Source organism: Moorena producens PAL-8-15-08-1, from assembly GCF_001767235.1.
Classification (GTDB): domain Bacteria; phylum Cyanobacteriota; class Cyanobacteriia; order Cyanobacteriales; family Coleofasciculaceae; genus Moorena; species Moorena producens_A.
Genome location: NZ_CP017599.1, coordinates 6,341,120 through 6,354,837, shown reverse-complemented (window position 1 = coordinate 6,354,837; position 13,718 = coordinate 6,341,120). Strand labels below are relative to the sequence as shown.

The following is a 13,718-nucleotide window of genomic DNA, read 5'->3' as shown; positions in this document are numbered from 1 at the left end:
CTATTGCTTCTTTGGTGAACTTGCGGTTAAAAAGGTAATAAACGCCAGTAAAGCTAATACAGAAACTGGTTCCGGTACAGAAGTCTTAGGAGTCGCTTCGCCAAAAATCTGCACATTAATATCCGAAGACTTGTCCCAGCCTTTACCATTGGTATCGACGATATCAACCAAGTTACCTGAGGCATCAAACAGCAAGTAAAGATTGTCAGCGCCATCCTGGGGCGAACCACTCAATGCTGCGTTGGAAGCATGGTTATACCAGGGATAGAAAAGACCACTGATCTCAGGGATCTCACGACCAACACCCCGCACCCCAAAGTTATAGGTGGTACCGCCTTCGATAGTCCACTTGAGATTCTTGAAATCTATTTGCCAAATATTAACTAAATCACCAAAGTTATCGTATATTGACCCAGCAGCATCTAGGTAAGGGACTTGGGTGATGGTAATATCTGGGTTGCTGGTGACGTTACTGTTAGGGTCTAAGGTTGCACTGGCCAACGGAGAAATATCATCCTCAGCGGCAAGACCTGTCAACAGAGTCAAGCTTTCAAACCAATCCCCCAAGTTGTCTGGGTCACCAATACTCAAACCAGGTACCATCCAAGTGCGGATGGTATCGATAACAAAGGTGTCTTCTACATTGCCGATAGTGAAATCATCACCAGAGAAGCCCTGGTTCTGGGCATCTGTAGTCCAACGGAGATTACTGCGGTTTGCTCCAGAAACATTATTGAGATTTTCTGTGGGTAGTCCCCGGTCAAACAACATTTCAGCTTGTGCGTTGGACGTGTAACCTAGCATCACAGCAGAAGCAGTGGCAAAAACTACTCCAACTTTGGCGAGAGTTGACGTAAACATAGAATTAATAGTTCTAAACTTATAAGGTTGACGATGGTTTAGATTGCTCCAGATATCCAATAGTTAAAAGAAAATTAGATATTTTAAATTGGGAATTATTAATTGGAAATTGGGAATTGGGGATTGTAATTTTTGATTTTTTTATATGCCTTTTCCCTTCCCCTTTTTGCTTGCGGGAATGTTATGATAGGGGTTAGCAAGGGACTGGCGTGGTTTCCACGGGGCTTACAAGGTCCACGCACGCGACCCACACAGATCCATGGGCCATGAGCGACTGCATGAAGACAATGACATAAAATGACGACATCAAAATCCTAGAAGCCTTAAATATTCTTTCCTTGGCCAGTTTCTGATGTCGTAAGTTGAGAACTTATATATACATGGTGGCAAAGCAATGTGTGCAATCGGGTTTGCCTAATGTATGAGATCTCGAAGAATTACGGAGGATGGTTGATTGTGATTCGCCATTAACCATCCTCCTGAGATTTTGAATAGGATCAAACTGCTCACTTCTATTGTGGAAAATGAAGATGAAGCTTAACCCAATTATAGCACTGCTTGAGGTGAAATAGGGAGCAGGGAACAGGGAATAGGGAATAGGGAATAGGAGAACACAAAGATAACGATCAACTACAGCGATTCTGTGGTTGGATGAGGTACATACCAAATTTCTTTGACCTAGTAGGGCTGATCGAGATGTACCTCACAGTCGCTGAAACCGCTATAACTCTTTAGCCACCGCAGCCACCACAGCCACCACCGCAGCCACCACCACAGCTACTGCCACCACCGCAGCTACTACCGCAGCCACCACCACAGCTACTGCCACCACAGCCACTGCTACTGCTATTACTGCTACTGCTATCACTGCTACGGCTACGGCGGCTACTGGTACTGCTATTACCAAAATTGGTGAAAGGATTAAATAGGTGTTGCAAGTCTTCTAGACCATATTGGTTTAAAACTGTAGTACCAAATAGAGCAAATGCCAGGGCTAGTTGAGACTTGTCTTTAGAGTTTCGCAGCATCCCATGGGTAGCTCTTAGGTTTCTTAATACACTATCGCCGTAACGACTACAGTTTACTGGTACAACCAGAAAGCGCCAACCAATCATGGCTGTGATAATGCACAGTATGATTAGGAAACCGACTGGCTTATCTCGCGAAATGCCTACTATAATCTTGGTGATTCCTAGGAGCAAGACAGCAAAGATAGGAAGTGCGGGATATTGCTGGGCTGATTTGGCTTGGTCTTCTGTAAGTAATAGATTGAGATCGGTTAAGCGATCGCGTATTTGGTTTGTAGCGGATCTAGCGGCTGTTCTGATCGGAGTGATGGTCTGACCAGTTCTAGCACCATTATCAATCTTAAACTCAAGGGGATCATTTTTGTAAACCAAAGGATTGACTAATTCTAGCCCTCGGTATTCAGGCACAGGTTTTAAATGTCCACTCTGCACAAGGTTAACGATGGCTGTATCGACAGCTCGCTGTTTACCTCCAACTAAATAGGCTGTCTCATAGGGATCGAGAGAGACGGATTTCCCCTCAGGATCGGAAGCTGGTTGTCGTAGATACCAACGTAAACCGTAGGCCAAGACTACCGCAGCACTTACTAGCAATAGATAGAACCTAAGAAATTCAGGTCCTGTGAAATTAAGTGGGTTTGGGCTATTGACTAAGGCTAATGACTCACAACCTGTGATGGTTACTGTCAAAACGAACAATAGGAAAACAATCGCGTATTGGTTGAGGCTGAAGTTGGGGAATGAGTCTAAACTAACCTTAGGTAAACTAACCTGAGGCAAACTAACTTTAGGCAAATTAACTTTAGGTAAAATCCAGTGCTGCTGAGGGTTTACCCGCACAAAATTGACATCCTGACTAACATGAAGATCAGCGGGTGCCCAAATATCTAATGGTGGCGCTTCCCCAAAGAAATAGTGATAGCTGGCTAGGGTTTTACTGTACCAATCGTCGAATTTAGACTTTTCTCTGGCACCACCACCACTAGGCAGATGATGAAAGGGGGTTTGTAGAATGTTTGGGCAAAATTCATCCCAGTAAGAATGGGTATAGGTCAAGTGTAGATGCCACACTTGATCTACTGGGTCAGAAGGGGAGACGGGATGGTCAGCTACTACTGCTAGAAACGCAAATTTCTTGTATTCTTCAATTACCCGCTGAGTGTAGTTAAGACTCCACTGATTTTCCCGAGCCAATCGCTTGCTAAAGGGAAATTTGGCCTCAGGATCATCTAAAGAAAATGCCTGAAGGCGTTGATAGAGTTGGGTTTGTTTAAGGTTCATCATTGTTTGTGTTTTCCTGTACAATGCTAGTTACCTGAATCTACCCATATATTTATATTCAGCCCAAAAATAAGGTTTTATGAAAAGGTGTTTTGATTTTGCGAACGCGCCCCGCGTGGCCTACGGCCAGGTGGGGGAATGCATCGCGATTTTGTTCAAATGAATGTGAAGATAGTTTAAATATTTCTGGATAATATCAAAAATATGGTATAGTTCATATACTACAAAGTATGCTAGTTGCCTGAATCCCATAGCCCCATAACTCAAAGCGCTGCTTGACTCACAATTCTTAGGATTAAAATTCCTAGTAAATCCTGAGGGAGTAACAGCGCTAATCATCTACATGCAAATTTTCGTAAGTCAATCAGAGTCAAGCAGACTCCTGTAGCTTATTGGATCTGGCAATCTACCAAAATACGGCAATGAATAGAGTAGTTACTTTAACACTAGATGGTGACCTAGATAGTGGAATTCGAGTCACTTTGACATGGGGAACAACAGACAAGTCAGCTGAAGGAAAAATTATGAGTCGGTTGGCCCCAAACCCCGAAATTTATCAACTATACACCGATTGGCAGCAAGGATATCGTAATTTAGAGTATTTTTACCGAAACCCCCGCTTAACTCCCAAAGGACTGTACATCTCTTCGGTTAAATCCTGTGAGCAATTGGTTGACGAGTTAAGGAACACTATTAACCAATGGCTGAATTCTAGATCGGATGGCTTTGACCAGATCAGAAATCAATTAACAACTGAGTTAAGCCGTCATCGCGATACTCGGGTATTGATTCAGACCGATAATCCTCAGCTTCAACGATTACCATGGCACCTCTGGGATGTATGGGAAAATAATCATGACTCCGTTGAATTTAGTTTAATTCCCTTGGAATACCAGCCACATCCAGAAACTAAACTGAGAAATCGAGTCAGACTATTAGCTATTCTTGGTAACAGTGACGGAATTGATATCGAAACCGACCGCAACTATTGGCAGCAAGTCTCTAGCTTAGACTCATCCTCTTGCTTTCTAGTAGAACCGACACGAGAGGAGTTAGACCAAAAACTTTGGGAAAAAGAAGGCTGGGATATTCTGTTTTTTGCTGGTCATAGTTATAGCGAATGTAATGATGAAACCGGTCGAATTTATATAAATCAGGAAGACAGTATTATCATTGATGAGTTAATGCCAGCTCTCAAGCAAGCCATTAAAAACGGCTTGAAGCTAGCTATATTTAATAGCTGTGATGGCTTAGGTTTAGCCAATGCTTTAGCTAAATTACAAATGCCACAAGCGATTATTATGAAAGAGCCAGTGCCCGATGAAGTTGCCCAGACTTTTCTCAGGTTCTTTCTGGAAGAATTTTCTCAAGGAAAGTCTCTCCAGAAGGCAGTTAAACTAGCACGCAAAAGACTGCATTATCTAGAGAATCGATTAGAGAAAAAATTACCCTACGCCACCTGGTTACCAGTAATTTATCACCATCCTAAAGCACAACCTTGGCGTTGGCCAGTGTCACGATCCTTAGTAAACCCTTGGATAAAATTAGCCTTAGCCACTGTTGCACTCTTTGGCATTTACGGAATTTACAAAATTGCCACAGAGCCTAACCCACTAGGAGATAAGATTAGTTCTGGGGAAGAGATACTGGATACAACCTCTGCTCCACGTTTCAAGCAACGGGGTGTTGAATTTGTAGCAGAATGTCAGACTCCCTTGAGAGATAACTTAGCTATTTTTAGTCAAAAAACTTGGCAACGATGGGAGAGGTGTTGGTGGACAAAATCTAACTATAAAAAAGCTGGTGATTTATTTTTAAAATCTTGGCAAGAGGAAGACAAAGACCCAGAAACGTTAATTTATCTGAATAATGCCCTGTTAGAGGCTACTAAATCCGATTACTATACCATTGCTGTGGCGGTGCCCATCGTTAGGAAGAACAATGGCTCTGTCAAAAATCGGCAGCTAGCTCAAAAAATTATTCGAGGAATCGCTCACGCTCAAATAGAAGTTAACTTAGACCTTTTTCAGGATAATGACAAACTCCCTAACAACTTTATTCAAAAGTTACCAGGAAAGGATGTTATAAACGGTAAATCAATCAAGGGTAAGGGTCTCAAAGTTATTATTGCTGATGATGCCAATATCCCCTCAGAAGCGATCCAAAGGGCAAAAGCACTAGTCAAGGAACGGGATATCCTAGGGGTAGTTGGTCACTATGCTAGTGATATGACTATGGAAACGGTGGATATTTATAATAGTAATAAGCTAGTGTTAATCTCCTCTGGATCCACAACGGAAGAATTAACAGAGCACCCTAGAAAATTTTTCTTTCGGACGGTACCTACCGCTAAAATTTCAGCCCAATATTTGGTTGATTATTTGGTTGACATTGGTTACCAAAAAGCGGCAGTTTTTTATAATCCTCGCAGTCCATTCACTCACTCGTTCTGGCAAGAATTTAAACAGGAGTTTACTAACCAAGGAGGAGAACTTGTCGATATCGAACACTATGATATATCTAAGCCCAACTTTAACCCTAAGCAAGCAATAGAGGAAATTGGTAAAACCCAGGACATAGCTATTGTTTTAAATCCTGATGGTCAAGTCACCAATGCTGTCACTAATGCTATCGATATGATCAAGGAAAACAATGGTCGTAATGTGATGGTGGGTTCCTCGGGAATCGCCAGGTCAAAAACACTAGCACTTAAACAGCCCGATCTATTCGAGAACCTTGTGCTGTCTGTTTCCTGGCATCACCTAAACAGTGCTAACCCACAAGTTAATCAAGATGCTCAAACCTTATGGGGAAAATCTTTTAATTCCTTAACTGCCTGGTTTGCTTTAGCCTATGATGCAACTCGTGGGTTGATTACGGCTATCGAAAAACAGAACAATCCGACACGCATTGGTATGCAGAAAACCTTGAGAAGTCCTGATTTTATTGCCGAGGGGGTAACCGGAAAAATTGAGTTTGAACCGTCTAACGGTAATCGTAAGAATCCCTCACAAATCTTAGTCCATGTGGTGCCTTGTCCCAACCATGAGTCTGGGTTAGACTTTGTGCCCCTTGAGTATTCTTCTTGTGATTAAAAGCATTAAGATATTAGCTATAAGCTATCAGCTATCAGCAATCAGCAATCAGTTATCAGTTATCAGCTATCAGTTATCAGCTATCAGCTATCAGTTATCAGTTATCAGCTATCAGTCATTCGCGTAGCGTGGCCAACGGCCAAGGCTGACGGCTGACAGCTGACAGCTTATGCTAACATTAACTATAAAGATACAAAATCAGATGAGCAATAATCTTGAGCTAAGTGAGTTCAAACAAGAAGTTGCTACTATCTATGATAACAGGAGTAATTCTTATGATAAGGGGGATTTCCATCCTCGGCTTGCGAATTCTCTAATCGAACATGTTGATATCAGACCTGGACAAAAAATCTTGGACATTGCTACTGGAACTGGCTTAGTTGCTATTGAAGCAGCAAAACGGGTTGGTGAGGATGGTCGAGTGGTGGGAGTAGATATTTCTACTGGTTTACTCAATCAAGCTCAACGAAAGATCTCCGCAGCAGGGTTGACTAATATTGAGCTAATCGAAGCTGATGCTGAGACCCATTACTTTCCTGACAACAGTTTCGACAGAGTGTTATGTTGTTCAGCCCTGCCTTTAATGACTAACGTTCCTGCTGATTTACGCTTATGGAAAGGTTTTCTGGTACCAGGAGGCTTAATTGGCTTGTGTGTTTTTGCTAAAACTGCTTTTACTACTGGCTTTATTCTCCAGAACGTTGCCCAAAAATACGGAGTTTCATTGATATTTAGCGATGTGACTGGCGATGAAGAAAAATGCTACTCGTTGCTCACAGCAGCAGGCTTTGACGATATTAAAATTAAGCGGGAGCAATTGGGCAGCTACATTACGATAAGTGACGTAGAAGGCACCTGGGACGGTAGCTTGAAACATCCCCTGTGCTGGCCATTGCAACAACTAGAGCCAAAACAATTAGAACAAGCCAAGGCTGACTACGTGGCCGAAATTAATGCCTTAGTCACGGACAAAGGTATTTGGAATGATATTACTACATTTTTTGTAACCGGACGTAAAAATATGGAAAATTCTTAATTCTCAATTCTCAATTCTCAATTCTCAATTCTCAATTCTCAATTCTTCATTCTTCATTCTTCATTCTTCATTCTAAATTCTAAATTCTTAATTCTTAATTCAATCTTTCTAAAACACTATTTAATAACTGTAGCTGATAAACCTGGCTGCTGACATCCTGTGGTTCTTGATTTCTGGGCAAACTAATCACTTTCTCTGCCTTTGCTTGATACTGACGCACCATCGAGAAAGCGTCAGTACTGAAACAAGTCAGATAATCCTTAGCTGCATCACTTAAGGCTTGGGCTACTTGATGGTCATAAGAGTCAGCGGATGAATCTGACTTATTTTTCTTTGCCCCTTTACTGAGGATATAGCTAGCCCCTCCAGCCATAGCTGCGCCCACTTTACCTTTTAAAGCCAAACGGATTCCAGTAGAAAGAGCAATTGGGATAACTTTCTTTAACTCCTCGGAAGAGTCGGGAGGCTCAGGTATAATAACTTGGGGAGTATCGGGAACGGAAATAACTAGCTTACCAGGGGACTGATGCTCAAAAAACTCACAAGCTTTATCAACCCATTCCTGGATTGCTTGTTGATATCCATCAATGTCTTGTTGGAATTGTGCTTGCCAAGGGTTAAATTCCCCTTGCTGAAGTGCTGTCACCAGTTTCGATTGATAGCGTTCTAAAAGTTTGGGCAAATACAGCCAACTCTCGAAATCAGAAACAGCGGCTTGGAATCCTTGTTTAATCAATTTCTGGGCTTTTTGTTGTAGCTCAAGTTTAGCCTGATGCTTCTCTTTGGCACTTTCTAATTCTGAGTTGATGACTTGGATTTTAGACTGTAGTGCTGCTTTAACTTGAGTTGCGATCGCATCCACACGATCCAGACGAACCGTTGTCTTTTCCCGTTGAGCAGCTACCATGCTTTGCAGTGCTGATTCAAACATCGCCAATCCCGTGGTGTGTGCTTGATCAGATAATCCTTTTAGTCTAGCTCTCAAAGCCGGTAGGGCATCAACTCGATACAAGTTACTAACAGTATTCGGTAATTCCGAGCGAAAACTTTCCGCTACAAACCGTAGCCTAGTCTGGACTTCTTTTTGCTGATCAGGTTCCAATAAATTCAGGAAATTGACTACAAAAACAACAGTCTTGATTCCTCTATCTATTAACCAGTCTCTCAGGTTTTCCCGCTCACCCAAGGTCATCAACTGGCGACCATCCAGTACTTGAACTACCAAATCTGCGGTTAGCAGTTGGTCGCGCACTAATTTATCCTGAGCTTCCCGGTCATTTGTTCCTGGTAAATCCAGAAATTCTACACCAGTTTTTAGGAAGGGATGGGGACAGTAAACCTCTACCGAAGCGACATCAGAGCGCATACACCGTTGCTCATCTAGGATAGCATAGCGCTTCAAGACCTCTGTGCTATTTTCACTAATTTCTGTGCCATCAGTGAGGGTAATTCGAGTATGCAATTCTTCTCCATATCGGATATGAATCGCAGCCCCTGTAGTGGGAATTAGACCAATGGGCAGAGTGCGCTTTCCTAGCAAAGCATTGAGCAAGGTGGATTTTCCATAATTAAACGGACCAAAGACAGCAATCCTAAATGTGGGATTTTCTAGATGGTCGCACAGGGCAATTACATCCTTTCGCAAGGGTGAGTCTTGCTCTAAATCAAGCAGACCGATAGCAGACCTAAGAGAATTAACAACAGACTGATAGATTTGCTGATCTTCCATGACAAGTTGTATTAAAGTAATTGGTCTGTGGTTCGACTCCTCGACTTGAACCCAGCACTCAGCACCATAGCAAATACAGTATAGCCAAAAAAAAATAGAGAGTCGTTGGTGTGACTCTCTTAATCATCAGGGTGCATCTACTGATCTAAGTATAGCAAGATAAATGTGGGGTGCAACCCCTCACCCCTTAACCCAAGCAAAATGTTAAAAAACTTAATAGTTGGCATCGGCTTAATGATTCCAGTGACCCGTACGCATTCATGCAGCAAGCACCAGTTCCCCTAAAACCCTTGAGTTCAAACACGTAAAGAACTCTTAAGGCATCTCAAAAAAAAATAGAGAGCCGTTGGTGTGACTCTCTTGATCATCAGGGTGCATCTACTAATCTAAGTATAGCAAGATAAATGTGGGGTGCAACCCCTCACCCCTTTCCCCAAGCAAAATGTTACAAAACTTAATAGTTTGAATCGGCTTAATGATTGGGATGAAGGGTATGCACCGCTTAAAACCTATCAATTCAAATACTTAAAGAACTGTTAAGCCATCTCAAAAAAAAAATAGAGAGCCGTTGGTGTGACTCTCTTGATCATCAGGGTGCATCTACTGATCTAAGTATAGCAAGATAAATGTGGGGTGCAACCCCTCACCCCTTTCCCAAAGCAAAATATTACAAAACTTAATAGTTTGGTGAAGCTTAATGATTGGGATCAAGTGTACGTACTCCCAAAGCAACCACCAGTTGACTTGAAACCCTTGACTTCAAGCACCATCGGAACGTTTCAGCTATCTCAAAAAAAAATAGAGAGCCGTGCTTGTGACTCTCTTGATCATCAGGGTGTATCTACTTGATCTCAGTATAGCAAAATAACTGTGGGGTGCAACCCCTCACCCCTTAAACCAAGCAAAATGTTCTAAAAATTAAGAATTTTCAGGTAGAATACCTAGGCCAAAATCATCATGCCACTAGGGGGTAATTCAATCCTGACCGTTGCCCTACCCTGGTCATGTTGAACGATTACGGTTTGATTCTGGGGTGGATGGCGTAATTGAGAGTTACTCAAGTAACTGTTGTAGAGCAGAGTAAGGGTTGAGCCGTGGGGGTGTAGTGAGGCATCAATGGTGACGTATGCACCCCGGTTTTCAGTGCCATGGGTGTTTAAAGCAACCAGAATTTCTTGATTGTAGAGAATCCTTGACCAAGCAATTAATTCTCCAGCATCAGGAATAGCAAAAGGTTTGCCGAGATAGGAGGTTTCTCGGAGGTATTGACGACCGCCACGTAGGGTTTTACCAATCAGATCTGGTCGATTCCGGAGGTTTGCGATCGCAGAAATTCTGAGATAGGTGGGATGGTCTGGGTCAAAGAAGTGACAGCCACTGGTTTCAAATGCCCCAAAGCTACCCCCAAACATCGATTCACGAATATAGCGATCGCTATTGGAAATGTTGCCATACTCATTGATTGCTTCAACACTAGGGTCATGGCGGTTTTCTGTGCCATCAAATGCTTGTTCAGTACCGTAATAGATACAGGGTATACCCAACGTGGTCAGTTGCACCCCTACCGCATGGGCTATTTGCTGGTATTTACTAGGAATAGAGTTATTAGCAGCAAAGCGATGTTTGCGATCGCGTCCAACCATATCATGGTCATCTAAGATCGAAACATGATACCGTCCCGTTTCCCGGTGGCTACCAAGGATATTATGATCCTCAAATTGACCAAAAAACTCCCTAGGCGGTGTTAATCCTTTTACCATCTGTGCTAATCGCTTTGTGGGTTCCCCAATATCAAGCACAGCATCCAAATTGCGACCAAATACTTCCAGGTAGTTGCGGGACATATGAGCCCCATCCGTTACTTCTCCCAACAGTAGGATGTTATCCTTACCAATCGATTCCGCATATTCCCGGATAGCACCACAAAAACTACGGGAAACTTGCCAAGGAATATGCTTAACGGTATCAATGCGAAATCCGTCGCAGTCACTTAGGGCAATCCAGTATTGATAGACTTTAATAATCCCTGCTAAGACTTCCGGTTTAGCGAGATTAATGTCTTTTAAATCAAAGAAATCTCCTCGGCGAAATTCTAGATCTGGATGCAGTTTGTCTTCCCAAGGGTCTGCACCCCATTCGTTAATATGACCAGCACGAGTGTACCAATCCATGTTTTGAAATTCTTGAGGCCATACCCCATCACTTTCTGTAGTGATTTGGGGAATTGCTTTACCCGTGCCAGAACGCCAACTATGAACTGGATAAGGTGGTTCAAAACGGTAGGGAAGGCTAGCTTGAGGATTATCATTCTCGTCTTTGTAGAAAAAGTTATTCCCACTGTGGTTATAAATGATGTCTAAGATCACATACATTTCCCGCTCATGGGCAGCATCCACTAAATCCCGTAAATCCTGACGGCTGCCAAATCGGGGGTCAACCTCTAGGAAATTTTGAATCCCGTAGCCGTGATAGGTGTCTAGTTCAATCCGTTGTCGCCAAACTGGACCAATCCAAAGGGTAGTGACACCTAATTGTTTCAAGTAGTCCAATTTACTTTCGATTCCCTTGAGGGTACCCCCTTGAAACCGTTTTCCCTGGCTCATCCAGTCACCTTTATTTTTGGCTTTAAATTGGTCTGGGTTACTACGGTCAAACTGTTTCCGTTCTGCTTCTAACCCATCACTGAATCGGTCAGGTAGCAGAAAGTATAGAATCTGGTCTCGCCAAGTAATGGGACTGGGATAAACATTGCCCCTCGGTTGCAGGTTAGCCTCAGCGAGGGTTTGGGGGGAGCATGGTTCAACTGGAGTGGACACGATGGAAACCTTTGGTGAATCGATGTTCGTTTCTTTAACGGTATACACCAGTTGATAATTATATTCCGCAAAAGATCAGTGGGAATCGGGAGTGGGGAATCGGGAATCGGGAGTCGGGAGTCGGGAAGTTAGAAGTTAGAAGTTAGAATTTGGAGTCGGGAATCGGGAGTAGTTATGCAGCGCTGTTAAAAACCTTGAAACGAAGCCAGCCAAAGGCTTAAATGTGAAGAGTAGATCAAATGAATTATTATAAAGCCTGGTACCTGTATATAGCGTTTATCGCAGTTATGAGGTACAGTCTTCTTTGACATTGATTCCCTGTTAGGTGCGCTCTTACTATTAAGAATTAAATTCGCCACGGGTCGCACCTCTTGATGCAGCGCATCGCTATTCCCTATTAACTCTTATCTGTTCCCATATCCGCTGTTCCCTGTTCCCTAAAATCCCGAAATTTTGCACCTCATAGCTATGAGAATTGCTATAATATGAATTGAGCAAGACTAATGCGTAAATGGATTGTATTTCGTGCTGAAAAGCGTCAACCCGGATGGAAAGAGCGCAAATATGCTCACTCTGGCTCTCTGACGAAAACTTTATTCGAGCATTACGACTGCTCCGACAAGGCGCTGCCTGAACCGGTATACCGTCCGAAGCGAGTTTATTCGAGTTGATCAGTTTGTTGATCCTAACTATCCAGATTCATCAACCCATTACCGTCAAAGCGATTGGGAAGTTACACGGGTCGAAACCTACACACCAGATATCCCAGTGGACATGGATTTCGATATGGTCGTAATTTGCTACTGCAAACATAGTCCCATCAACGCCCCTCTCAAACCAATGCCAGAGCGCCAAATCTCTGTCGATTCATTTGCTGGGGATAAGGATGCTTATGAGCAATATCTAGAGAATGATCAGCTCCCTGCGGAGGTGTAGAAGTAAACTCTATACCCGCTCAACGGAAACTCACATAAATTCAATATGATTTTGCATTTCCTCTGGCTGCAATACTTCCCAAATCAAAGTTAGTGTACCTATGATTTCTCCTATTGAGCGTCGATTAGGACTGCAATAAGCAATTCCAGAATGAGTTATTCCGGTTTGATGAAGCACAACAAAGTCGTCATCGTGAGTCACCAGAACTCGTTGTTGCGATGTTGCAAAAGCAAGCTGTTCATGATCAGAGGCACCAATCAGTCCAACTTCTGAGGTTGTCGTTACTTCAATTCCACGACGACGCAAACCTTGAGAGATGGCATTGCTAACACTTTCATCCAAATGAAATCGGATTTTGGTCATTGCCGATTCTGAAGTTTTTGCTGCAATAGAGACGGTGTTTGAGCTTGTACCGCTTCTACAAAGGCTTCCCCAGCCTCAATATCCTGTCTGATTTCCTCTTTATGGTCGTGGTAGTAAGCCAGTGCTGCATAGACATCTGACAGGGTAATGCTAGGATGGTGATAGAGAATTTCATCCGGTGACATTCCCATAGTTTCGTGCCAGATGACAATATCTTGAACTCGAATCCGGTGTCCGGCAATCCGAGGTTTCCCGCCACAAACCCCCGGAGTGATTTCAATATGTTCTGAGATTGTTGGAATAGTTGCCATTGGGAGAGTTAAACGTCACTGAAAAAGGCATTACCTTACGGTAGTATTCTTAACTAAATAGCACACTTTGCGGTCTGTTTGCGTTCCCGTAGTGTGACCTACGGCCAATCGCATTCAAAGTATAGCATTTTAGCAAATACTTTAAAAATCCAATAAGCCCGTTTTTACTAGTAATCAAGTACACAATATTTTACCCCCGATTCCCGACTCCCGATTCCCTACTCCCTACTCCCTACTCCCGACTCCCTACTCCCGACTCCCT

At 43.0% G+C, this 13,718-nt stretch carries 10 protein-coding genes; 4 read left to right on the top strand and 6 right to left on the bottom strand.

Features of this window, described 5'->3' with window-relative positions; translation table 11 throughout:
- Together BJP34_RS23260 and BJP34_RS23255 are read right to left on the bottom strand one after the other, a co-directional pair.
- Nucleotides 1-861 (bottom strand): hypothetical protein, encoded by an 861-nt coding sequence (locus BJP34_RS23260; RefSeq protein ID WP_070394387.1) that lies wholly within the window; start codon nt 859-861, stop codon nt 1-3.
- Between the two features lie 731 nt (nt 862-1,592).
- Nucleotides 1,593-3,173: a TIGR04222 domain-containing membrane protein gene (locus BJP34_RS23255; protein WP_229423989.1), complete on the bottom strand. Its 1,581-nt coding sequence runs from the start codon at nt 3,171-3,173 to the stop codon at nt 1,593-1,595.
- A gap of 419 nt (nt 3,174-3,592) precedes the next feature.
- Between BJP34_RS23255 and BJP34_RS23250 the strand changes: the two genes are divergently transcribed.
- Together BJP34_RS23250 and BJP34_RS23245 are read left to right on the top strand one after the other, a co-directional pair.
- Nucleotides 3,593-6,265, top strand: coding sequence for an ABC transporter substrate-binding protein (locus BJP34_RS23250; RefSeq protein WP_070394385.1), 2,673 nt, complete (start codon nt 3,593-3,595; stop codon nt 6,263-6,265).
- 202 nt (nt 6,266-6,467) lie between these two features.
- Nucleotides 6,468-7,301, top strand: coding sequence for a class I SAM-dependent methyltransferase (locus BJP34_RS23245; RefSeq protein WP_070396843.1), 834 nt, complete (start codon nt 6,468-6,470; stop codon nt 7,299-7,301).
- Nucleotides 7,302-7,395: 94 nt separating this feature from the next.
- Here the strand turns inward: BJP34_RS23245 and BJP34_RS23240 are convergent, their stop codons facing one another.
- Together BJP34_RS23240 and BJP34_RS23230 are read right to left on the bottom strand one after the other, a co-directional pair.
- Complete coding sequence (locus BJP34_RS23240) at nt 7,396-9,030, bottom strand: dynamin family protein (protein WP_070394384.1); 1,635 nt, start codon at nt 9,028-9,030, stop codon at nt 7,396-7,398.
- A 941-nt stretch (nt 9,031-9,971) separates the two neighbouring features.
- Nucleotides 9,972-11,846: an alpha-amylase family glycosyl hydrolase gene (locus BJP34_RS23230; RefSeq protein ID WP_070394382.1), complete on the bottom strand. Its 1,875-nt coding sequence runs from the start codon at nt 11,844-11,846 to the stop codon at nt 9,972-9,974.
- A gap of 503 nt (nt 11,847-12,349) precedes the next feature.
- On the opposite strand from BJP34_RS23230, the gene BJP34_RS47755 reads away from it, so the two are divergent.
- Together BJP34_RS47755 and BJP34_RS47750 are read left to right on the top strand one after the other, a co-directional pair.
- On the top strand, nt 12,350-12,517 hold the full coding sequence (locus BJP34_RS47755; protein ID WP_229423988.1) for a hypothetical protein: 168 nt from the start codon (nt 12,350-12,352) through the stop codon (nt 12,515-12,517).
- Between the two features lie 103 nt (nt 12,518-12,620).
- A complete protein-coding gene (locus tag BJP34_RS47750; protein ID WP_229423987.1) occupies nt 12,621-12,782 on the top strand; it encodes a hypothetical protein in 162 nt (53 codons plus the stop codon).
- 30 nt (nt 12,783-12,812) lie between these two features.
- Here BJP34_RS47750 and BJP34_RS23220 read toward each other — a convergent pair whose 3' ends face one another.
- Both BJP34_RS23220 and BJP34_RS23215 read right to left on the bottom strand, forming a co-directional pair.
- Entirely contained in the window at nt 12,813-13,145 is a 333-nt protein-coding gene (locus BJP34_RS23220) for a DUF5615 family PIN-like protein (protein WP_070394381.1), read from the bottom strand.
- Nucleotides 13,142-13,456 carry a DUF433 domain-containing protein gene (locus BJP34_RS23215; RefSeq protein WP_070394380.1) on the bottom strand — a complete coding sequence of 105 codons (315 nt, stop codon included), beginning with the start codon at nt 13,454-13,456 and terminating at the stop codon, nt 13,142-13,144. The genes BJP34_RS23220 and BJP34_RS23215 overlap by 4 nt, the downstream gene beginning before the upstream one ends.
- Between the last annotated feature and the right edge of the window lie 262 nt (nt 13,457-13,718).